Below are 22164 nucleotides of genomic sequence, written 5' to 3'. Positions count from 1 at the left end.
CCGACGGCGCGAACCTGACAGGTTCCGCCTGGGAGAATGGCAGGCATGAAGAGTCTCTGGAGAACGCTGACGGCGCTGTTCGAGGTGCTGCCGCAGGGGGCCAAGCCCTTCTACCTGTGGTACTCGATCGTCACCGGGGCCCTCGCGATCCTCGACACGGCGGCGCTCGCGCTGATCGTCTCCGTCGTGACTCCGCTCGCCAGCGGCAAGCCGATCACCCTGCCGCTGCTCGGCGAGATGCCGGAGTCGGCGACCCCCTGGCTCGTCGCGGTCATCGCGGCGCTCTTCATCCTGAAGGGGGTCCTCGCGACGGCGCTGCACTGGTACGCCACCCGTCGATTCGCGCGCTACGAGCTCGAGGTCGGCGACGAGCTGTTCCGCGCCTACACCCACGCGAGCTGGGAGAAACGATCGCAGCTCAGCACCGCCGAGGTGACGCGCATCGTCGACAGCTCGATGGCGAACACCAACCTGCAGTTCATCCTGCCGCTGTCCCAGATCCCCGGTAACGCGCTGACCTTCGTCTCCGTGCTGACCGTGCTCGTCGTCGCCCAGCCGTTCACCGCGCTCACCGCCTTCCTCTACCTCGCGGCGGCGCTCACGGTCATCACGCTCGTCGTCACCAAGCGCTCGCGGCTGGCCGGTCGGCACAATCGGGAGTACGCCTACCGCGTCGCGACGATCATGACGGAGATGGTCGATGCGCTGAAGGAGGTCGTGCTGCGGGGCAAGCTCGACGAGATCGGCGCGGTGATCACGAAGAACCGCCGCGTCGCCACCCGCGCGCGAGCCAACATGGCCTTCCTCGGGGTCGTGCCGAAGTACGCGTACGAAGCCGTGCTCATCGGCGGATTCCTGATCGTCGGCGGCACGGCCTACCTCGCCGGCGGCCCCTCCGACGTCCTCGTGGCGGTCACGCTCTTCGCGGCGACCGGCTTCCGCATGATCCCGGCGCTGAACGCGGTGCAGAGCAGCCTGACCACGGCGTCGAGCGCCGAGGTCTACGCGAACGACGTGATCCGGGAGATGCGGGACGCCCAGAGCGTCGAGGCGAGGCGCGCCCTGTCCGACGACTCCCGCGAACTGCCCGAGCTGCCGCAGGCGCTCGAACTCAGGAACGTCTCGTTCCGCTACCCGGGCGCCGAGCACGATGTGCTGACCGACGTCTCGCTGTCGATCCCGTTCGGATCGAGCGTCGCCATCGTCGGGCCGTCGGGGTCGGGAAAATCGACGCTCATCGATCTGCTGCTCGGCCTGAGCAGCCCGACGGCCGGCGAGATCCTGATCGACGGCCTGCCGCTGCAGGACGTCCTGCGGCAGTGGCGCAGCCGGGTGGGTTACGTCCCGCAGCGGGTCGCGGTGTTCGACGCGTCGATCGCGCAGAACGTCGCGCTCACGTGGGAGGACGGCTACGAGGCCGAGCGCGTCGTCGCGGCGCTGAACCGCGCGCACCTCGGCGAGCTGGCGACGCGGGGCGCCGGCATCGAGGGGCGCGTCGGCGAGCGCGGCGCGTCGATCTCGGGCGGGCAGCAGCAGCGTCTCGGCATCGCCCGGGCGCTCTACTCGGACCCCTTCGTGCTGGTGATGGACGAGGCCACGAGCGCGCTCGACACCGGCACCGAGAACCTGGTCACCGGGTCGATGCGCGAGCTGCAGGGCGAGGTCACCTTCGTGACCGTCGCGCACCGCCTCGCGACCATCCGCCAGTACGACCAGGTCTGCTACCTTGATCAGGGCAATATTCTGGGCAAGGGCACCTTCGACGAACTGGTCGCTCAGGTGCCGGCCTTCAAACGGCAGGCGGAACTGGCGGGACTCCTATGACCGATCGACGTCCCTCTCTGCTGATCGTCTCCTTCTCCGACATCGCGAGCGATGCGCGGGTCAAGAAGCAGGTGCAGCTCTTCGCCGAGGACTACCGGGTGACGGTGTGCGGGCGCGGCGAGCCCGTCCGCGATGACGTCGAGCACGTGCGGCTCACCGCGGGCCAGAGCCGGGCGGGCGCCATCGGACAGGCGATCTGCCTGCGATCGCGCGCCTGGCGGGCGGCCTTTGCGTTCGAGGCCGAGAAGCGGCAGGCGATGCGGCTGCTCCGAGGACGTCGCTTCGACGTCGCGATCGCGAACGACGCCGAGAGCATCGCGGTCGCGAGCCGATTCGCCGGCCCGGAGCACACGCTCGCGGACCTGCACGAGTACTGGCCGGGCGTCCAGGATCAGAGCGAGGCCTGGGTGAAGATCCGGCGCCCGTACTACCAGTGGATGATGCGCGAGCACGCCGCGAAGGCCGGGGCGGCGACGACCGTCTCGCAGGCGATCGCAGATCGGTACACGGCCGAGTTCGGCTTCGCGTGCGGCGTCGTGCGCAACGCGACCCCGAAGCACGACCTCGACCCCACTCCGGTGCATGATCCGATCCGGATCGTGCACTCGGGAAGCACGCAGCCCAACCGCAAGCCCGAGGTGATGATGCGCGCGGTCGCGCAGAGTTCGGCCCCGGTGGTCATGGACATGTTCATGACCGGGCAGCACACGGCCTACGCGCAGAGCCTGCACGCGCTCGCGGACGAGCTCGGCGACCGGATCCGGATCCTGCCGCCGAAGCCCTACGAGGAGCTGATCCCGGCGCTCAACCAGTACGACGTCGGCATCTTCGTGCTGCCGCCGACGACGACGAACTACTCGCTGGCGCTCCCCAACAAGTTCTTCGACTACGTGCAGGCCAGACTCGGTCTCGTGATCAGTCCGCTGCCGGACATGTCCGCGCTGGTGCACGAGTACGACCTCGGCGCGGTGACCACCGGGTTCGACGAGGACTCGGTGCGGGAGGTGCTCGACGCGCTCACGCCCGAGCGGGTGCGGGCCTGGAAAGCCAACGCGGATCGGGCGGCCGACGAGCTCTACGCCGAACGGGAGCTCCCGGTCTGGAAGACCGCCGTCGACGGGCTGGTGAGCCGCCCGAATGGGTGACCCCGAAGTCGATGTGATCGTCGCGGTGCACACACCGACGCGACCGGTCGAGCGGGCCGTGGCCTCCGTGCTCGAGCACACCTGCGCGGCGGTGCGCGTGACAGTGGTCGTGCACAACACCGATCCCGCCCCGATCCGGGCCAGGCTGGGGGCCTTCGCGAACGACCCGCGGGTGCGCGTGCTCGAGCACCGGGACGGCTTCCGCACCCCCGCCGGCCCGAAGAACCTCGGACTCGAGCTCGCTACGGGAGCGTTCGCGGCGATGCTCGATTCCGACGACTCGCTCGAGCCGGGGGCGCTCGATGCCTGGCTCGAAGCGGCGCGGCTGCCCGACGGTCTCGCGGACGCGGTGATCGCACCGACCTCGACCGCGGGCGGGGCGCTGCAGCCGTCGCCGCCGATCCGCGCGCGCATGGCGTCCGCCTCGGTTCCGGTGCTCGACCCGATCCGGGACCGTCTGGCCTACCGCGCCTCCCCGCTCGGCCTCATCGGGCGGGCGCGCTTCGCGCACCTCCGGTTCGCCGAGGGGATTCCGACGGGCGAGGACCAGCCGGTCACGGCTGAGCTCTGGTTCACGCCGGGCAGCAGGGTGGTGTTCCCGATCCTCGCGCCGCGATACCGGGAGCATGACGATCAGACCGACCGCGTCACCGGGGAGCCGAGGCCGGTCCGCGAGGAGTTCCGCTCGCTCGATGTCACGCTCGCACCGGGGACGCCATGGTCGCGGGATCCGCGCGCGCGTCTGTCGCTCGCCGCGAAGCTGCTGCGGGTCCACTTCTTCGACGCCGTGCGCAATCGGCTCGGCGGAGACTGGAGCGAGGAGACCCGCGTCGAGCTCGCCGAGGCGGCGCGCAGGATCCTGGCCTGGGAGCCGCGCGCTGCTCGGGTTCTCGCGAAGGCCGATGAACGCCTGCTCCGTGCGATCCTCGCGGGCGGGACCGACGCGGCCGAGATCGGGCGCATGCTCGACGCGCGGAACCGGCTCCGCAGCATCGGCGCGCTGCTGCCGCGGCGCATCGCCTACGCACTGCACTCGCAGGCTCCGCTCCGCTATCACGCGGCGGGCGCGCTCCTGCTGCGTCGGGGACGCCGCTAGTCCGAGGCGGCGGGCGCCCGGAAGATCCCCGTGCCGGGGTTCCAGGTGTCGTCGAGGAACCGCTCGGCCCAGACGCCCATCGGCGTTCCCCCCTTGAGCACGTAGCGTCGCAGCTCGGCCGGTGTGGTGGGGCCGACGAGTGCCTGGAACCCCATCGGGTGGTTCGCCACGGAGCGCGCGACGACCTCGCGCTCGGCCCGGTTCAGGAGGCCGACGGCCCGGAGCACCGACTTCGCCAGATCGCGGTTCGACTGGCTGACGTTGGCCGCGGCGAAACCCTGGAAGGTGTCGAGCTCGGCGCCCACCGCGGCGGCGTAGCGTCGGGCGACGTAGCGCGCGTACCAGGCCCGATCCTTCGCGACCGACAGATCGAAGGCGTCCCAGACGTCGTACAGCTCGACGTCGAGCATCGGGAGCGCCCACGCGTAGCCGAAGTGCTCGTAGCCGCGCATGGAGTGGTTGATGTATTTGGTCTGGCGCTCCATCAGGTTCCACCCCTCGAGCGCGTCGAGCCGCGAGACCGGCGACCCGTCGTAGCCCACGCGGTCGAGGAACCCGGCGGCCTTCTCGAGGAACCCGGCGTTCTTCAGCAGCGCCTCCGAGCGCGGGCGGATGGACGAGTGGTGGTGCACGAGCAGATCGAGGAGCCGTTCCCGGCTCACCGTGCCGGGTTCGTCGAGGACCCGCTCGTCGTGCATGTTGCCGACGATGGTGTGGCCGGGCAGGAACACCGCGTCGTCGGAGAGCAGGCCCCGCTCGCGGAGCCGGGTGATCGCGTACCAGTCCTGCACGTGGGGGAGCGAGGCGCCCGCGTAGGAGTCGCGGATGAACTCCGCAGCTTCGGGCGAGGCCCACGCGCGACGCAGCTCGTCCGGGGTGTAGCCCACGAACTCCCAGCGCTGCCCCAGCGATTCGGAGACCGTGCGGCTGATGCCGACCTCGCGGGTCTCGCCGACGCCGTAGGTGAAGTTCAGGACGTTGCCGACGCCGCGCTGCGCCAGCAGCACCGCCAGCAGCCGGGAGTCGAGCCCGCCGCTCAGGGGGAGCACGACCTGGCGATCGCCGATCCACTCGAACGCGCGGTCCAGGGCGGTGCCGAGCGCGGCGTCGAAGCGTTCGTCCAGGAGCGCCTCGTCGGTGATGCCGGGGGAGTCGTGGGCGATCGTGCGGGCGAAGGCGCGCTCCCGCACGGCGTTCGAGTCGAGCGTCACCCGCTCGCCCATCTGCACCTGCGAGATGCCGGTGAACAGTGTGTCGGCGCCGGTCACGTAGCCGAGGTGGAGGAACTCGTCGACGGCTCCGCTCGAACGGTCCGGGTGACCGGCCGCGGCGCGCGCCACCTCGATGTCGTCCGAGATGGTCGGCGTGCCGTCGAACGAGTAGAACACGGGGAAGCTGCGCACGGAATCCTGGATCAGCACGATGTCGCCGTCGCGCTCGTGGATCGCGGCCCAGTGCCCGCCGATCCGCGAGATGGCGTCGCCGTCGCCGGACTCCACCGCCGCGCAGAGCTCCTCGGGGGACGACGGATGGCCGGTCCAGCGCAGCCGCCCCCCGGAGGCGAGGTCCCGGGCCCGCCAGTCGTACTTGGTGAGGCGTACGTCGAGTCCGTGCATGGCTTCTATTCTGCTCTACCGCGGGCCGTGCGACCCGCCCCGGGTCTCCGACCCCGAACGGTAGACTGGGGCGGCCGTCCGAACCCGCCGTCCGAGGAGCGCCGCTTGCACATCCTGATGCTCCCCTCCTGGTACCCGGAGCAGCCGGAGGGATTCCAGGGGAGCTTCTTCCGCGAGCAGGCCGAGGCCCTGGCGCGCGCGGGCGATCGTGTCGGCGTGCTCGCCATCCGAGGGTTCCCCATTTATCAGGCGCGAGCGTTCGCCGCCCGCCCGTCGGGGCTCCGGGAGTCGGACGAATCGGGCGTGGCGGTCGTGCGCGGAGACGCGCTGCTCCCCGTGCCGAAACTGCACGGGACGAACATGCGCGCCCTCGAACGCGCGTGGACGCGAGCCTTCGAACGGTACACGGCGCAGCACGGACGACCGGACGTGCTGCATGCGCACTCGATGTTCCCAGCGGGCGTCGTGGCCGCGCGGCTCTCGCGCCGAACCGGCATCCCGCTCGTGATCACGGAGCACCGGCCGAGCTTCGCGGATCGCGCTCGGTCCGGGGTCGACGGCCGCATGGCGCGTTCGAGCGCCGATACCGCTGCGCGCCTCGTCGCCGTATCGCCAGGGTTCGCCGAGGCGTTGAACGAGGCCTACGGCCGGACCGACTGGGGCGCCGAGGCGGGCCTGCTCGCCCCCGGCTTCGAACGATCCGAGGCGCGAATCCCGCCGGACGGCCCCGTGGTGTTCGGTCACGTCTCCCACCTCGACCCGGGGAAGCGGGTCGACATGCTCATCTCGGCCTTCGCAGCGACGTTCGGCGACGACCCGGATGTCCGGCTCCGGATCATCGGAGGGTCGGAGCACCTGCCGGGGCTCCGTGCGCTCGCCGGATCCTTCGGCCTGTCCAACGTCGATTTCGTCGGTCCGGTCCCACGCGATCGGATCGCCGAGGAATTCGCGCGCATGCACGTATTCGTTCTCCCCAGCGACGCCGAATCGTTCGGAACGGTCTTCTGGGAAGCGCTCGCGCTGGGCGTCCCGCTCATCGCGACCGCGACCTGGGGCGGCACCCGGGCGATCCGCCCCGAGACGGGACTGCTGGTGCCGATCGGCGATGAGGCGGCTCTTGCGGGTGCGCTCGGAGAGATGCGGCATCGTCACTCCGAGTACCGGCCGGATGCGCTCCGCGAGCTCAGCCTCGCCACCTGCGGCGAGCGATCGTTCGTCCGCAGGTCCCACGAACTCTACGCCGACGCGATCGGCGGGAAGGGCCCTGATCAGGCATGAAGCCCCGGATGATCTTCCACGTCCCCTATCCGCTCGATCCGACGTCCACGTCCGCGAGCGGGATCCGTCCCGTGCGGATGCGCCGCGCCTTCGAGGAGATCGGATACGAGGTCGTCGAGGTCTCGGGCACGGCGCAGCGGCGTCGGCGCGCGATCCGCGATGTGAAGCGGCGGATCCGTGCCGGCGAGCGCTTCGAACTGGTCTACTCGGAGGCCTCGACCAAGCCGACGGCGATGACCGAGGCCCACAGCCTGCCCACGCACCCGTTCCTCGATCTGAACTTCCTGAGCTTCTGCACGAAGCGGGACATTCCCGTCGGCGTCTTCTACCGCGACATCTACTGGAACGAAGCCGCCTACCTCGAACGGGTGAACCGGATCGTCGCCGTCGCGACCCGGTCCCTCTACCGCTGGGATCTGCTGCGCTACCGCTCGGCGGTCCAGCGCATCTTCGTGCCGTCGATGACGATGGCCGGGGTGATGCCCCACACGCGGATCGAGCAGTGCGTTCCGCTCCCGCCGGGTTCCGACATCGTCGAGACCCCTGAGCCCGGGAACCGCGCGACGATGTTCTACGTCGGCGCCCTCGGCAGCTACTACCGCCTGCACGAGGCGGTCCGAGCGTTCGCCGGGACCCCGGGATCCCTGCTCACCATCTGCACCCGCGCACCGCTCTGGGAGGCCGAGCGCGCCGGGTACGAGCCGCTGCTCGATGCGGAGCGCACCCGGATCGTGCACGCGTCGGGCCCGGAGCTCGAGCCCTACTACGCCGAATCCGCGCTGGGCAGCCTGTTCATGGAGCCCATCGCCTACCGCGAGTTCGCGGCGCCCATGAAGCTCTACGAGTACCTGGGGCACGGTCGTCCGATCGTGGCGACCGAGGGCTCGCTCGCGGCGGAGTTCGTCGCCGAGCACGGTATCGGCTGGGTGCTGCCCTACCGGGCCGAAGCGCTCGGTGCGCTGCTCGAGCGGCTCCGGGAGCAGCCGGGGGAGTACGCCGCGGTGCGCGACCGGGTGCTCGACGTGCGCGAGGAGCACACCTGGGAGGCGCGGGCGCGCCAGGCTGCGACCGCGCTGGGGGCGACGCTCCCGGCCGCGTAGCCACGGGGGAACGGGGCTCAGGCGCCGATGCGCTCCACGATCGCGGCGACCGCGGCACCGGCGGCTCGACCGTCGCCGTAGGGGGCGTCCTCGGTCGGCTCGGGTGCCGGGCGGGTGACCGCCGCGACGATCTCGTCCGGAGTGTTCGCGAGCACGTTCCAGCCGAGCGCGACGGTCTCGACCCACTCGGTCTCGTGACGCACGGTGGTGCACGGGACGCGCAGCAGGAACGCCTCCTTCTGCAGGCCGCCCGAGTCGGTGATGACGCCGGCGCTCGCGAGCACCGCCGCGATCAGTTCGGGGTAGGCCAGCGGGTCGCGGGTGGTGAGGGATCCCGCGTCGAGCGAGATGCCGTGCTCGGCCGCCTTCGCGCGGACGCGGGGGTGCGCGAGCAGGACCACCGGCTTGTCGACCTGGGAGAGCGCGTCCACGACCTCGCGCAGACGAGCGGGCTCGTTGGTGTTCTCGGCCCGGTGGATCGTCGCGACGTAGTACCCCTCCGGACCGAACTCCTCGGCGAGCGGGTTCGCATCGCCCGCGGCGAGCACACGGTCGCGCACCTGGAACAGCACGTCCGTCATGACGTCGCCGACGAGCACCGAGCGGTCGGCGAGGCCCTCGGTCGCGAGGTGCCGCATCGCGACCTCGGTCGGAGCGAGGCAGAGATCGGCGGCGTGGTCGGTGAGCACGCGATTGTGCTCCTCGGGCATCGCGCGGTTGAAGGATCGGAGGCCGGCCTCGAGGTGCGCGACGGGGAAGTGGAGCTTCACCGCGCTGACGGCCGCGGCGAGCGTCGAGTTCGTGTCGCCGTAGACCAGGACGCAGTCGGGGGCGAAGCGCTCCAGCACCTCGTCCATCTGGGCGAGCATCGCACCGGTCTGCACGCCGTGCGAGCCGGATCCGACGCCCAGGTGCGCGTCCGGTTCCGGGATCCCGAGGTCGCGGAAGAAGACGTCGGAGAGCATCGGATCGTAGTGCTGGCCGGTGTGCACGATCACGTGCTCGTGCCCCGCGGCGGTGATCGCGTGGGCGATCGGGGCGAGCTTGACGAACTGCGGGCGGGCGCCGACGACACTCATGATCTTCACGCCGCAAGTGTACCGGGGCTGCCGGAGCCGCCCGTCGGCCCGCATACGATGGATCCATGCGCGTGCTCATCGCCACTCCCTGGTTCCCGTCGCCCGGGCATTCCGGATCCGGCATCTTCAACCTCCGTGACGCGCAGCTGCTGGCACGCCGCGACGAGGTCCGGGTGCTGCACCTGATCCGGCCCGACTGGGTCGCCGAGGCCGAAAGCGAGGCCGAGGTCGAGGGCATTCCGGTGACGCGGGTGCCGTTCTCCGCCGGCGATCCTCGCACCTGGCCCGGTGCGCGGCGCGCGATCCGGGGCGCGCTGCGGGACGCCGAGCTGCTGCACACCATGGCGTTCCCGGCGCTGCTGCCGTTCGCCGGTCTGCGGGTGCGGCAGCCGTGGGTGCACACCGAGCACTGGTCGGGGGTCGGCGACGCCGCGTCCGGATCGATGGGCCTGGCCGGTCGCGCGCTGCGCTCCCGCCTGGGCGCTCCCGACGAGGTGGTGGCGGTGAGCGAGGCGCTGGCCGCGGCGATCGCGCCGCGCGCACGCCGGGCGCCGCACGTCATCGGCAACGCGGTGCCGTTCCCCGCGGACGGACGGATCTCGCGGTCGGTCACGGCCGGGGCCCCGCTGCGTCTCGTCGCGGTCGGCGGGATCGCCGCGCACAAGGGGCCGCTGCTCGCGGTGGAGACGGTCGCCGAGCTGCTGCGTCGGGGCGTCGACGTCGAACTGCGCTGGATCGGCGAGGGCGCGCAGCGGGCGGAGGTCGAAGCGCGCGTCGCCGCGCTGTCGCTCGGCGCGCGGGTGCGGCTGCTCGGCCAGCTCGAGCGGCGCGCGCTCGAGGACGAGCTGCTCGGGGCGAGCGCGTTCCTGCTCCCGACCGAAGGGGAGACCTTCGGCGTCGCGCTCGCGGAGGCCCTGGCCTGCGGGCTCCCCGTCGTCGCGTCCGGTGTGGGCGGCCACGTGGCGATGCTCGACGGGTTCGAGGCCGCCCGGGTCGTCGGGCGCGACGCGCGCGAGCTCGCCGATGCGGTGCTCGCGGTCCTGGACGGAGACGATGAGGACCGCCGGCGCGCCACCGTGGACCTGGCGCGGGAGCGCTTCTCCGAGGAGGCCAGGGCCTCCGCGTACACCGAGGTCTACGCAGCGGCCGAGCGAGCAGTGCGCGGCGACTATTCTTGAATCCCGTGACCATGGAGATCGAACGCCAGCCCGCCCTCGTCACGCCGGGAGGCACCCGGTGAGCCCCGCGGGCGGCGCGGGCGCCGCGGTCGATGCACCGCCGACGAAGGTCCGTCTCGACTCGCTCACGGGAGCGCGCTGGTGGGCCGCGTTCGGCGTCTTCATCTTCCACATGAACTCGTTCGCGCCCCTGCCGTTGCTCGGACCGTTCTCGAAGTTCGGCAACTACGGCGTCGCGTTCTTCTTCATCCTGAGCGGGTTCGTCCTGACCTGGTCGGCCAGACCCGGCACCTCGATCCGTAATTTCTACTGGAGACGATTCGCCCGGATCTACCCGGCGCTGCTCGTCGCGGTCGCCCTGGGGCTTCCCGTGTTCTATCGGGTGGGCCTGCAGGAGATCGACCCGAGCCAGTGGTGGATCAAGCCCGTCTCCGTCGTCGGGATCCTCGCGGCGCTGCTGCTCGTCCAAGCCTGGTCCTCGAACCCGGCGATCCTGTTCGGCGGCAGCCCGGTCTCCTGGACCCTCACGCTCGAGGCGTTCTTCTACGCGCTCCACCCGTTCGTGAACCGGTTCCTCGGGCGGGGGCGCCAGGGGCGGGCGATCCTGCTCATCGCGATCGTGCTCGCCTGGGAGATCGCCTACCCGACCCTCATGCTCATCGACAAGCAGGGATGGTGGGCGTCGATCCCGCTCCCGGTCCTGCGCGTCGGCGAGTTCTTCCTCGGCATGAGCGTCGCGACCCTCGTCCGGAACGGTTGGCGACCGCGCATTCCGGCGCTGCCGCTCTGCATCCTCTTCGTCGCCAACGCCGTGCTCTACGTCGGCCTCAAGTTCTCGGGCGCCGTGCCGACGATCGTGCAGCTGCTCGGGAGCTTCCAGGCGCTGACCGTCATCGTGATCTTCACCCTGCTGATCATCGCGCTCGCGATCCGCGACCTCGAGGGCCGGCCCTCCGCGTTCCGCGCGAAGTGGATGGTGGACCTCGGGACCTGGTCGTTCGCGTTCTACCTGGTGCACTCCACGGTCATGTACGGCGTCGCGACCTTCGTCGGCGCCCGTACCGCGTCCTGGGGCAACCTCGTCTGGTACCCCGTGGTGTTCGTGCTCTCGCTGCTCGCGGCCTGGCTGCTCTACCGCCTCGTCGAGCACCCGGTGGAGCTGCGCATGCGCCGCTGGGGGGATCGGCGCTTCGCGCCGCGCATGGTCCGCTGACCCGGGCCCGTCCTCGGGAACCTCGACTACAGTTGAGCACTGTGAAGATCGCAGTAGTCGCAACCGGCAAGATCGGCCTCCCGCTCGCCACGCAGTACGCCTCGATGGGGCACGACGTGGTCGGCGTCGACGTCAACCAGGCACTCGTCGAGTGCATCAACCGCGGTGAGGAGCCGTTCCCCGGCGAGGCGGGTCTCGCCGAGAAGCTCGCCGAGCTCGTCCCGGCGGGCAAGCTCCGCGCCACGACCGAGTACGCCGACGCCATCCCGGGCGCCGACGCCGTCGTGCTCGTGGTGCCGCTGCTCGTCGACGAGGAGACCTGGCAGCCCGACTTCAAATGGATGGACGCGGCGACCCGGTCGCTCGCCGAGCACCTGACCCCGGGCACGCTCGTCTCGTACGAGACCACGCTGCCCGTCGGCACCACCCGGACCCGCTGGAAGCCGCTCATCGAGCAGGTCTCCGGCCTGCGCGAGGGCACCGACTTCCACCTCGTGTTCTCGCCGGAGCGCGTGCTCACGGGCCGGGTCTACGCCGACCTCAAGAAGTACCCGAAGCTCGTCGGCGGTCTGAACGAGGCCGGCACGAAGCGGGCCATCGAGTTCTACGAGGCCGTGCTCACCTTCGACGAGCGCAGCGACCTGCCCCGCCCGAACGGCGTCTGGGACATGGGCACCGCCGAGGCCGCCGAGATGGCGAAGCTCGCGGAGACCACCTACCGCGACGTGAACATCGGTCTCGCGAACCAGTTCGCACGCTTCGCGGACACCGCGGGCATCGACGTCTACAAGGTCATCGAGGCCTGCAACTCGCAGCCGTTCAGCCACATCCACCGGCCCGGCATCGCCGTGGGCGGTCACTGCATCCCGGTCTACCCGCGCCTCTACCTGTCGACCGACCCCGACGCCGACATCGTGCGCACCGCGCGCAACTACAACGCGACGATGCCCGCCTACGTCGTGGATCGCGTGCAGCAGACCATCGGCGACCTCGCCGGGCAGCGCGTCGTCGTGCTCGGCGCGGCGTACCGCGGCGGCGTCAAGGAGACCGCGGTCTCGGGCGTCTTCCCGACGGTCGAGGAGCTCACGGCGCGCGGCGCGATCGTGACCGTGCACGATCCGCTGTTCAGCGACGAGGAGCTCGCGGGCTACGGGTTCACCGCGCACTCCATCGGCGACCCGGTCGACGTGGCGATCCTGCAGGCCGACCACGCCGACTACCTGGAGCTCGGCCCGTCGGACTTCCCCGGCATCAAGCTCTTCGCCGACGGACGCAACGCCACCGACGCAGCGAAGTGGACGGGCGTCCCGCGCATCGTCATCGGGGCGTAGGGTCGGGCGCCGGTGGAGCTCCGCCGGCAACCGAGAGACGGGAGAGGCCCGGGATCCGTTCGGATCCCGGGCCTCTCCCGTCTCTCGGCTAGCGGAGGCCGGCGATGGTCTGCTCGAGACGGGGCTCGAGCACTCCGACCCCGCCGACCAGGGTGACCCGCTGCGAGCCCCTGCCGCTCTGCAGGGAGCTCGTCGTCTGCGCGGGGAGCGCTGCGGGCCGCGAGAGCAGCAGCGGTGAGCCGGAGCGGCCGGCGAGCACGCCGGCCGCGAGCCCATCGGGGAAGTTGAATCCGGGCGCGACGTACGCGTGGGGCGTCTTGCCGAAGTAGCTCGCCCCGATCAGCTTCGCGGTATCGAAGCGGTCGGCCCCGATGATCGTCCGCTTCGGAGCGAGCCCTGCGGCACGGACAGCCTTCGACGCGGGCCCGCCGAGGGCGTCGACCGAGCGGCTCGACAGGAACGACCGTGCGGACCGCGCCGCGGGTGCGTCGTCGTAGAGCACGATCGCGCGCTTCTTCGCGATCGCGGCGGGAACCGCCGCGATCGCGTCAGCGAAGTCGAGCCCCGTCGCGGCGAAGACCTCGAGCTTCTTGCCGCCGAGTCGCGCTTCGAGCTGCTTCGCGACCGCGACCGAGGTCTCGTAGCGGTTCGCGCCCTGCGGGCGGTTCGGGTCCAGAGAGACGCCGGCCGGCAGCTGCGTGCGCACCGAGTCGGGGATCGCGCCGGTGCCTCCGATCGGGAGCGCCCTGGTCGCGCCGAGCCTGCGGATCTCGGCGACCGTGCCGGGGGAGAGCCTGCCACCCGGCTGCACGAGCAGGATCGGGGCATCGAGCGCCGCGGCGAGCGGCCCGGCGGAGAGCGCGTCGGCGAAGTCGTCGCCGCGGGCCAGCACGACCGTGCCGGCGCGGGAGAAGGACTGCTGGGACACCGCGACCGCCGTGGCATAGCGATCCGCGCCCGCGAGACGGGACGGAACGCGAGGCGTCTGCTGCTCGGCCACGCCGACGACGCCGTTCGCGCCGGAGGAGACGTAGGAGACCCGCTGCTGCGAACCGGGCAGGTCGGCGAGCGAGAAGAACTGCGGTGAGACGCTCGTGCCGTAGTCGCGGATGGCCGTGAGCGTCGCACCCGTGCGGCTGACACCGACCTGGCGCAGAGCAGAAGAACCGATCTGGGCGACGAGGTAGCCCCGCTCGCTGTGCAGCCAGCGCACGGGTCCGCCGAGCTGCTGCTTCCAGAGCAGGGCCCCGGTGTCGGGGTTCAGCCCGAACAGCCAGCCCGGCGCCGTCGTCGCCGGGTCCGCGGCGACGACGAGCTGCTGTCCGATCTCGTCGTCGACGAGCGCGAGCCCGCTGATCCGCTTCGCCTGCACGGGCACCGTGAAGCTCCAGACCGCGCTGCCGGTGCCGCGTTGCGTGTCCCCGTCGGCGCGCCAGCGAACGACCTTGGCCACCTGGCCGGGAAGGCCGGGCTGGGCTTCGCCGATCGTCGAGGTGCCGAGCAGCAGGTCGCTGCCGAGGGACTCGATCGCCGAGACCTGGTGCTGCCCGACCGGCTTGGTGTAGACCTCGGGGGCGGAATCGGGGGCCGGGGAGACGAGGCTCAGGCCGCCGCCGTACTTGCCGTACGCGGGCCCGGTCGCGACGACGAGCTTGTCGCGGCTCGCGTTGTAGGCGATGGCGGCCGGGCGCATCTGCCCGTTCTCGAGCGAGGCGACCTTGCGCACCGCGAGCGAGGAGTCGAGTTCGTAGACCGAGGCGGAGGGGTAGATGGCCGAGTAGAGCTTGTCGCCGACCACGACCTGGGCCTTGGGCTCGCCGGGGACCCGGACTCGCTCGACCGCGGGGTCGCCGTGCACCTGGTACCGCCAGTGCCCGCCGACGAGCAGGCGGTCGCCGAACTGCACGACCCCCTGCGGCAGAGTATCGCGCAGTTCCTGGCCCGCCGGGATGAGGTCGCGCCGCGGCGCCAGCGTCCCGGTCGCGGGGTCGAGGGACCAGGCCTCGCTGGTGCCGGTGACGCCGCGGACCTTCCCGTCGATCACCGCGAGGGTGCGGGTCTCGCTGCCCGGCTCGGGGACGCCGTGGTCCTGCGGCTGCGCGTTCGGATCGGTGAGGTCGAGGGAGTAGAGCGTGGCGCTGGGGCGCACGGTGAACCAGGCCAGGCGCCCGGCCGGGTCGACCGTGATCTGCTCCACGGTGTTGCCGCCGGGCAGCTGGAGTACTCGGGTCTGGGTCGGGGCGGTGCCCGAGTTCGGGGGCGAGGCCACGAGCACTGAGGCCCCCGCCTCGGAGCCGATCACGACGGTCGGGGCCGAACCGTCGGTCGGGGCGGTGGCCGCGGCCGCGTAGGCGATCGAGCGCCCCTGCAGCTGCGTCGTCGCCTCGGACCAGTCGCTCAACTGCTTGGACTGCCGGTCGAGCCGCCAGACCGCGGCCGGGTTGCCGAGGCCGATGGTCAGGCCGGCGGGATCGACGGCGAGCGAGCGCACGTAGCGGAACGACTTCCACGCGCCGTTCGTCGGGGTGTAGTCCGTCGCGACCTCGCGCGCCAGGTCGACGCGGAACAGCCGGGCTCCGCCCGCATCGTAGGTGCCCACCCAGAAGTACTGCTCGTTGCCGGGAGTGGAGAGCACGGTGTCCTCGACCACGCTCATCACGATCGAGGACTTCGGGAGCGTGACGGAACCGGAGAACTCGTTGCTCACCGTGTCGTAGCCGAGCAGTCGGGTCGAGGTCTGGTCGGTGGGTGCGTTCGTGCCGATCGCGAGCGTCGTGCCGCTCAGCGCGAGGTCCCAGGAGCCCGTGCCGAACGGCAGATCGCGGACCACGGTCTTCGCCGACGTGGACGAGGGTGCGACGTAGAGCCGAGCGGGCGACGCCGAGCGGGTGCCGATGTAGGTGCGGCCGGAGTCGGGGTCCACGAGCGCCGACGTGATCGCGTCCGTCCGCACGGGGGCGCCGGGCAGCGCGAGCCGCGCGTCGGTGGCGAGCGGAGCCTGGTCGTCGGGCACCGTCATCCCCTCGAGCAGGGGGTCGCCGGTGGGTGCTTCCGTGCCGGGGTCGCCCGGATCAGTGCCCGCATCGGCAGGGGCCGCATCGGGCGTCTGCGTCGGCCGGGCGGGATCCGTCGGGGGCTCGCCGCCGTCGACGGCGACCGCCGGAGCGCCGGAGAGCGCGAGAGCGATCGTGACCGCGATCGCGGCGACCCCGGTCGACAGGCGCGCGAACAGGGAACGGGAAGCGATCACGAAGACTCCAGAAGCGGTCACGCGGGCCCGGTGCCCAGGCGTTGACGTGCACGGAGAATTCTACGTGATCTCGATACGGTTCTTCAAACCCCGCGGTCGGCGGACTCGCCGCCCGCATCGCGATAGTGCTTCAGGACCTGCGCCACGATGTCGCGGGAGGCCGCCTCCTGGTAGTGGATCGGGTGCGGGCCCCACTGGTGGGTCCGCGTCGAATAGACGAGGTCGGACGCGGGGGAGATCATCCGGAACCCGAGTTCCTCGAGCGCCGTGTAGTACTCCGCGTATCGCTCGTTCCAGACGTCGGAGCCCGTGGCGTAGTCGCCCACCAGCGAGTCGCCCTCGACCGATTCCGTCGCATAGGGCGCCCGGATCAGGATCGTCCGTTCCCAGGCCCCCGCCTCGATGAGCGCCCGCTTCACCAGCTCCGCCGCAGTGCGGAACCGACGGAGATGCTCCGGATCCCCCAGCATGAGCCGCCGTCGCCGCAGCAGCCGGTCGCCGAGCAGGAAGCCGGAGCCCGAGAGTTCTGCGCTGAGAGTGGCATAGCGGCCCGGGAGCATCTCGATCACGCCGAAGCGGTCGTCGACGATGTCGAGGAGCACGATGTCGGCGCCCGGTGCGTGAGCCGCGATCTCCGCGAAGAGGGTCGACCGGAAATCCCCCTCGAGCATGCGGCGTTGGAACGGCGAGTTCAATCGGTCGATGGGTGGGATCCACATGCGCGGGCTGGCCGCGCTGACCCAGGCCTGACGCGCGGTGTAGTGCGCGGGAGTCAGGTCTTCCGGGACCAGACCGACGGCATCGCGGGAGACGCACGAGCCGAAGATGGCGACGTTGAGCGGCATGAGCCCTCTCGATACTCTCGGTGACCGGTGGTTCGTTCCAGCGTGGACGGCGCTACCGGCGGTAGCGCGCGTCGTTCGGGAAGCGCGGCTTCGGATCGAACTTGCGGGCGGCCTTGAGCGCGCGGAACATGCGCTTGCGCACGGGCTTCGGCACGCCGCCCTCGCGCATCTCGCGGAAGACCCTGAGGTAGTAGAGGCCGTATGACAGGCGGCCCTCGTTGCGCAGCCGGAAGGATGCCTGGTTCCGGGTGCCCTTCTCGAACTTCCAGATGTTGCCCTCGTCGACCTCGCGGTAGTTCACGCCGGCGTTCACGCCCATGTCGTGCACGACCTCGCTGTCGAGCGCGATGATCCCGGGACCGTACTCGCGCTCGAGCCGCTTCGTGTACTCCTTGTCGTCGAACCAGATGAAGTACTCGCCGAGGGGCAGGCCCTGCTCCTCGATCGCCCAGCGGGGCACGAGCACCGAGACGAACGTGCACTCTACGATCAGGAGCGACTTGACCCCCGTGAGGTAGACCCGCGGCCAATCCCAGGTGGTGATGGGGTTGTTCATCTCGCAGAGGGAGCCGTCGATGTACTTGACGAGCGAGCACGCGAACGGCACCTCACGCCCGAGCTTCTGCGAGGCGGTGTCGCGCTGCTCCAGCAGGATCTCGAGCGCGTTCGGATCCGGATAGCAGTCGTCGTCCATGATCCAGACGTAATCGGCCCCGAGATTGACCCCGTGCGCCATGCCGTGCTCGAAGCCGCCGGCGCCGCCCAGGTTCTCGTCGAGGTGCAGCACGATGAGTCGTGCGTCGTCGAGCCCGTCGAGGTACTCCCGCGTGCCGTCGGTCGAGGCGTTGTTCACGACGACGACCCACTCGCAACCGTGCGTCTGCGCGCGCACCGTCTCGAGCGTCTTCGGGAGCTTCGCGAGACGGTTGAAGGTGACGATGACCGCCGCGACCCGGGCGTGCTCACCCGCGGCGGAGATCGGGGCGCCGACGACGGGAATGGGGTGGGTTCCCGGGTGGAACTCGGACTCGGACTCGCTCATTCTCCTGCTTTCGGCTCGTGGCCGCGGTCGGCGGCCGGAACCGATCCTGCACTGCTCGCCTGAGCGTCGCCCGGGGTGAGGCGCTGCTCGGCCAGGTCGAGGAGCTCGGCGACGCGGAGACTATCGCGCCGGTACTCGTCGAGTTCGCTCTCGAGCTCGCGCACGCGGGCGGTGAGCGCTTCCAGCTCGGCGCGGGTTCCGCTGGGCCGGGCGCGCATCGCGAGACGCTTCAGACGTTGCTTCATGGAGATCTCTTTCTGCGGGAGTGGGGTTTCCGCGAGGGTGAATCGTGCTCCGTAGGACCGGCGGTCCGGTTCGCCCGGCGCGATGCCGAGCGGTTCGAACTCGACGCCGAGTCCGAGCGCTTTCGCCTCTCGTGCGAGGTCGAAAGTGCTCAGATGCCAGGTGGTCGGATCGTCGAACGAGACGTCCGGCGCGTGCTGGCCGTGGACGGTGACCACGGCGGAACCGCCGGAGCGGAGCGCCATGCGGATCAGGCGCAGCGCGTTCGCACGCGCGAGGTGGCTGACCTGCTCGAGCAGGTGATTGGCGACGATGTCGACCGGTCCGGTCACCCCGAGCCTGCGGAACACGTCGAGCGAGAGGGTCCGGGACAGGTTGAGATGAGCGACCTCGAACCGATCCGCTTCGGCGGTCTGCTCGGCGCGCGCCCGCTCGACCGCGAGCGCGTAGGTCGAGTAGTCGCTCGCGATGACCCGCCGGCCGGGCTCCCGCCCGGTCGCGGGGCGCTGCGCTCGGAGCCGGGCGCTCAGCGCGCCGCTCCCGGCGCCCAGTTCGAGCAGCACGGGCGCGGTCAGCGACTCGTTCTGCCGGAGGATCCACTCGCCGTGGGCGGCCCAGCGGGCGTCGGGGTCGCCGGCCTCCGCCGTGCCCTCGTAGAACTCGTTCCAGAAGTCGCGCTTGAAGTGGTACGAGCCGAACCAGCTCTGGAAGCGCCGGGAGGTGCTGCGCGGGGTGCCCAGGTGGTAGCCGGGGATCGGCGTGCGCCAGTTCTCGTCGTAGTTGATGACGAGCCAGGCATCGGGGTCGGCCGGGGCCGGGAAGTCGCGGCCCGCGATCGAGACCGTTCCGAACGGCAGCATCTGATCCTCGCGCAGCGGACCGCGGACGTGGAACGGCTGGTTGATGTTGCCGTCGTCGGTGAAGAATGCCGTGAACACGTCGACGTAGTGGTCGACGGAACCCGAGTCGCTGCGGAAGTACAGCTGCATGTGTGTGGCGCTGTGCCGCACGAGCTCGTAGCCCAGGCGCTGCAGCCGGTGCCCGACGGCGAAGCCCTCGCGGGCGACGTCGGCCGGGTTGGTGAACTCCGAGAGGTAGGCGACGTCGGCGTCGTCGTCGTGCGGGAGCAGCGCGCCCTCGCGGACGCCGCCGAGCAGCGTACCGCCGACGACGAAGGGGCGCAGGCCCATGTCGACGAGGTGCGCGACGACCTCCTCGGTGCGGTCGAGGATCCGCTCCTGCACGCCGACGTTGCCGGCCTCGAGGGTCTTGCCCAGCCGGCCCCACTTGTTGATCGCGAGGGGGATGCCTTCGGCGTCGACGACTCGCGTCTCGTGCGGGTCCTCGCTGAACGACACCGTCGCGCGGCCGAGTTCGCCGCCGTCGCCGGAACGCCGGAGCACGACCTCGGTTTGGCCCGCGAGGTGCGGGCGCAGCACGGCGGGCCAAGGCAGGGCCTGCGTCGGAGCCTCCTCGCGGTCGAGGAGATCGATGGACCAGACGCGCTGCTCGCCGAAGCAGACGTCGACGGATCGCACGTCGTCGGTCAGATCCGGAAGAGTCAGGCCGCGGGGCGTCGCAGTGAAGGGCATGTTCTCGAGAGCAGTCGTTTCCGCGCCGTTCGGCAGGCGCTTCCGATGAGTTTACGCGCTTCGTCGGCTTGCGTCCGAGCCGAGCCGGTCCGGCGAAGGAGTCCGCACGATCCCGCAGATATGCTTGACTGCATGGATCTCCTGGTAGTCGGTTCCGGTTTCTTCGGCCTCACCATCGCGGAACGCGCCGCGAACGAACTCGGGAAGAAGGTCGTCGTCATCGACCGGCGTTCCCACATCGGCGGCAACGCCTACTCGGAGGCGGAGCCCGAGACGGGCATCGAGGTGCACCGGTACGGCGCCCACCTCTTCCACACCTCCAACGAGACCGTGTGGGAGTACGTGAACCGCTTCACGACCTTCACGAACTACGTGCACAAGGTCTACTCGAACTATCAGGGCGAGGTGTACCCCCTCCCCATCAACCTCGGCACCATCAACCAGTTCTTCCGCTCGGCCTACGGCCCGGGCGAGGCGCGCGAGGTCATCGCCGAGCAGGCCGGGGAATTCGATACCAAGAGCGCCAAGAACCTCGAGGAGAAGGGCATCTCGCTCATCGGGCGCCCGCTCTACGAGGCGTTCATCCGCGACTACACCGCGAAGCAGTGGCAGACGCCCACCACCGAGCTGCCCGCCGAGGTGATCAGTCGCCTCCCGGTGCGCTACACCTACGACAACCGCTACTTCAACGACACCCACGAGGGCCTGCCGACCGACGGCTACACCGCGTGGCTCGAGCGCATGGCCGACCACCCCAACATCGAGGTGCGGCTGAACACCGACTTCTTCGACGAGTCGCAGCCGCTCAACAAGCAGGCCATGGTCGGCCAGGTGCCCATCGTCTACACGGGTCCCGTCGACCGCTACTTCGACTACGCAGAGGGCGAGCTCGGCTGGCGCACGCTCGACTTCGAGCAGGAGGTGCTCGAGGTGGGCGACTTCCAGGGCACCAGCGTCATGAATTACGCCGGATCCGATGTGCCCTACACGCGCATCCACGAGTTCCGCCACTTCCACCCGGAGCGCGACTACCCGACCGACAAGACCGTCATCATGCGCGAGTACTCGCGCTTCGCGAACCGCGACGACGAGCCCTACTACCCGGTGAACACGCCCGCCGACCGCGAGCGCCTGCTCAAGTACCGCGAGCTCGCCGAGCAGCAGAACGGCGTGGTCTTCGGCGGACGCCTCGGCACCTACCAGTACCTCGACATGCACATGGCCATCGGCTCGGCGCTGTCGGTGTTCAGCAACAAGGTCGCCGGGATGCTCTGATCCCGAGCGCCGCAGCGACACGAGCGCCCGCAACCGATCGGTTGCGGGCGCTCGTGCGTTTCAGCTGATCATCCTGCCCAGCCGGAGGCGGCACCCGGGCGCAGAGTTGGACGTGTTGACCAGCGATCCATGAACCATTTGTCCAGCAGCGCTTCGGCTCAGTACAGTTGCGGCACTGTCGAAGACGACACCTCACGCAAGGACGCACAGACGATGACTCTTCCCACCCGATCCGACCTCGATGCGGTCCCCGCCTACCGGCAGGGCCGACCGGCTCCGGCCGGTGCATCGAAGCTCTCCTCCAACGAATCCCCGCACCCGCCGCTGCCCTCCGTCGTCGCGGCCGTGCAGCAGCAGCTCGGATCCATCCACCGCTACCCGCGCATGAGCGCCCCCGAGGTGATCGGCCGGCTCGCCGAGCGGTACGGAGTGGATCCGGCGCTCGTGACCGTCGGCGCCGGATCGGTCGAGCTCGCCGCCCAGCTCATCGGAGCGGTCGCGGGCGCGGGCGACGAGGTGATGTTCGCGTGGCGCTCGTTCGAGGCGTACCCCTCGCTCGTCCGGATCGCCGGGGCGACCCCCGTCGAGGTGCCGCTCGACGCCGACCACCGGCACGACCTCGACGCCATGCTCGCCGCGATCACGCCGCGCACCCGGCTCGTCTTCGTCTGCAACCCGAACAACCCGACCGGCACCGTCGTCGGGGCCGCGGAGCTCGAGCGCTTCGTCGACGCCGTGCCCCGCGACGTGCTCGTCGTGATCGACGAGGCCTACGTGCACTTCGACCGTTCGGAGTACTTCGACGGACCCGACCGCGGCGCCGGCCTCGAACTGCACCGGCGCTACCCGCACGTCGCGGTGCTGCACACCTTCTCGAAGGCCTACGGGCTCGCCGGCCTGCGTATCGGGTACGCCATCGCCCCGGCCGAGATCGCCGACGCGCAGCGCAAGGTCGCGGTGCCGTTCGGCGTGACCGATCTGGCGCAGGCCGCGGCCGTCGCCTCGCTCGACGCCGAGGCGGAGCTCGCGATCCGGATCGACGAGGTCGTCGCCGAGC

Annotated in this window: 16 protein-coding genes; 10 read left to right on the top strand and 6 right to left on the bottom strand. The window is 70.7% G+C overall.

Features of this window, described 5'->3' with window-relative positions; genetic code table 11:
- Positions 1-45 precede the first annotated feature (45 nt).
- Genes XM48_RS08980 through XM48_RS08970 form a run of 3 tightly spaced genes read left to right on the top strand, consistent with a single transcriptional unit; the run spans position 46 to position 4065 of the window.
- Positions 46-1824: an ABC transporter ATP-binding protein gene (locus tag XM48_RS08980; protein WP_046455471.1), complete on the top strand. Its 1779-nt coding sequence runs from the start codon at positions 46-48 to the stop codon at positions 1822-1824.
- Positions 1821-2969, top strand: a complete 1149-nt coding sequence (locus XM48_RS08975) for a hypothetical protein (protein WP_046455470.1) — start codon at positions 1821-1823, stop codon at positions 2967-2969. The genes XM48_RS08980 and XM48_RS08975 overlap by 4 nt, the downstream gene beginning before the upstream one ends.
- Positions 2962-4065: a glycosyltransferase family A protein gene (locus XM48_RS08970; protein WP_046455469.1), complete on the top strand. Its 1104-nt coding sequence runs from the start codon at positions 2962-2964 to the stop codon at positions 4063-4065. Before XM48_RS08975 ends, XM48_RS08970 begins: the two co-directional genes overlap by 8 nt.
- Here XM48_RS08970 and XM48_RS08965 read toward each other — a convergent pair.
- Positions 4062-5681, bottom strand: coding sequence for an asparagine synthase-related protein (locus tag XM48_RS08965; RefSeq protein ID WP_052961405.1), 1620 nt, complete (start codon positions 5679-5681; stop codon positions 4062-4064). The genes XM48_RS08970 and XM48_RS08965 overlap by 4 nt on opposite strands.
- Before the next feature lie 105 nt (positions 5682-5786).
- On the opposite strand from XM48_RS08965, the gene XM48_RS08960 reads away from it, so the two are divergent.
- Positions 5787-6959 (top strand): glycosyltransferase, encoded by a 1173-nt coding sequence (locus tag XM48_RS08960; protein WP_046455468.1) that lies wholly within the window; start codon positions 5787-5789, stop codon positions 6957-6959.
- An 8-nt stretch (positions 6960-6967) separates the two neighbouring features.
- Entirely contained in the window at positions 6968-8059 is a 1092-nt protein-coding gene (locus tag XM48_RS08955; protein WP_052961404.1) for a glycosyltransferase, read from the top strand.
- 17 nt (positions 8060-8076) lie between these two features.
- On the opposite strand, the gene wecB is transcribed toward XM48_RS08955, so the two are convergent.
- A complete protein-coding gene (wecB, locus tag XM48_RS08950; protein ID WP_046455496.1) occupies positions 8077-9147 on the bottom strand; it encodes a non-hydrolyzing UDP-N-acetylglucosamine 2-epimerase in 1071 nt (356 codons plus the stop codon).
- 56 nt (positions 9148-9203) lie between these two features.
- On the opposite strand from wecB, the gene XM48_RS08945 reads away from it, so the two are divergent.
- The 3 genes from XM48_RS08945 to XM48_RS08935 are packed head-to-tail and all read left to right on the top strand — an operon-like array spanning position 9204 to position 12860.
- Positions 9204-10316, top strand: coding sequence for a glycosyltransferase family 4 protein (locus XM48_RS08945; protein WP_052961403.1), 1113 nt, complete (start codon positions 9204-9206; stop codon positions 10314-10316).
- A gap of 58 nt (positions 10317-10374) precedes the next feature.
- On the top strand, positions 10375-11529 hold the full coding sequence (locus XM48_RS08940; RefSeq protein ID WP_046455466.1) for an acyltransferase: 1155 nt from the start codon (positions 10375-10377) through the stop codon (positions 11527-11529).
- A gap of 41 nt (positions 11530-11570) precedes the next feature.
- The gene (locus XM48_RS08935; protein WP_046455465.1) at positions 11571-12860 is read left to right on the top strand and encodes a nucleotide sugar dehydrogenase; all 1290 of its coding nucleotides are present in this window, start codon (positions 11571-11573) and stop codon (positions 12858-12860) included.
- A gap of 88 nt (positions 12861-12948) precedes the next feature.
- Here XM48_RS08935 and XM48_RS08930 read toward each other — a convergent pair whose 3' ends face one another.
- From XM48_RS08930 to XM48_RS16950, 4 genes are all read right to left on the bottom strand, one after another.
- Positions 12949-16131, bottom strand: coding sequence for a cell wall-binding repeat-containing protein (locus tag XM48_RS08930; protein ID WP_197074176.1), 3183 nt, complete (start codon positions 16129-16131; stop codon positions 12949-12951).
- Between the two features lie 62 nt (positions 16132-16193).
- Positions 16194-16955 carry a DUF6270 domain-containing protein gene (locus XM48_RS08925; RefSeq protein WP_046455463.1) on the bottom strand — a complete coding sequence of 254 codons (762 nt, stop codon included), beginning with the start codon at positions 16953-16955 and terminating at the stop codon, positions 16194-16196.
- A gap of 52 nt (positions 16956-17007) precedes the next feature.
- Positions 17008-17997, bottom strand: coding sequence for a glycosyltransferase family 2 protein (locus XM48_RS08920; protein ID WP_084821077.1), 990 nt, complete (start codon positions 17995-17997; stop codon positions 17008-17010).
- The gene (locus tag XM48_RS16950) at positions 17994-19832 is read right to left on the bottom strand and encodes a class I SAM-dependent methyltransferase (protein WP_052961402.1); all 1839 of its coding nucleotides are present in this window, start codon (positions 19830-19832) and stop codon (positions 17994-17996) included. Before XM48_RS16950 ends, XM48_RS08920 begins: the two co-directional genes overlap by 4 nt.
- Before the next feature lie 132 nt (positions 19833-19964).
- Here XM48_RS16950 and glf point away from each other — a divergent pair, with 132 nt between their 5' ends.
- Both glf and XM48_RS08905 read left to right on the top strand, forming a co-directional pair.
- A complete protein-coding gene (gene glf / locus XM48_RS08910; protein ID WP_046455462.1) occupies positions 19965-21107 on the top strand; it encodes a UDP-galactopyranose mutase in 1143 nt (380 codons plus the stop codon).
- A 213-nt stretch (positions 21108-21320) separates the two neighbouring features.
- A partial coding sequence (locus XM48_RS08905; protein WP_046455461.1) for a histidinol-phosphate transaminase occupies positions 21321-22164 on the top strand: 844 nt, incomplete at its 3' end.

It is taken from the genome of Leucobacter sp. Ag1 (genome assembly GCF_000980875.1).
In the GTDB taxonomy this organism is placed as follows: Bacteria; Actinomycetota; Actinomycetes; order Actinomycetales; family Microbacteriaceae; genus Leucobacter; species Leucobacter iarius.
This window is presented reverse-complemented; position numbering and strand designations above follow the sequence as displayed.

Bases quoted from the DNA above. Each gene is read 5' to 3' on its own strand.
- XM48_RS08980 (WP_046455471.1), top strand. From the start codon at position 46: ATGAAGAGTCTCTGGAGAACGCTGACGGCGCTGTTCGAGGTGCTGCCG.
- glf (WP_046455462.1), top strand. From the start codon at position 19,965: ATGGATCTCCTGGTAGTCGGTTCCGGTTTCTTCGGCCTCACCATCGCG.
- XM48_RS08920 (WP_084821077.1), bottom strand. From the start codon at position 17,997: ATGAGCGAGTCCGAGTCCGAGTTCCACCCGGGAACCCACCCCATTCCC.
- XM48_RS16950 (WP_052961402.1), bottom strand. From the start codon at position 19,832: ATGCCCTTCACTGCGACGCCCCGCGGCCTGACTCTTCCGGATCTGACC.
- XM48_RS08955 (WP_052961404.1), top strand. From the start codon at position 6,968: ATGATCTTCCACGTCCCCTATCCGCTCGATCCGACGTCCACGTCCGCG.
- XM48_RS08970 (WP_046455469.1), top strand. From the start codon at position 2,962: ATGGGTGACCCCGAAGTCGATGTGATCGTCGCGGTGCACACACCGACG.
- XM48_RS08965 (WP_052961405.1), bottom strand. From the start codon at position 5,681: ATGCACGGACTCGACGTACGCCTCACCAAGTACGACTGGCGGGCCCGG.
- XM48_RS08975 (WP_046455470.1), top strand. From the start codon at position 1,821: ATGACCGATCGACGTCCCTCTCTGCTGATCGTCTCCTTCTCCGACATC.
- XM48_RS08945 (WP_052961403.1), top strand. From the start codon at position 9,204: ATGCGCGTGCTCATCGCCACTCCCTGGTTCCCGTCGCCCGGGCATTCC.
- XM48_RS08925 (WP_046455463.1), bottom strand. From the start codon at position 16,955: ATGCCGCTCAACGTCGCCATCTTCGGCTCGTGCGTCTCCCGCGATGCC.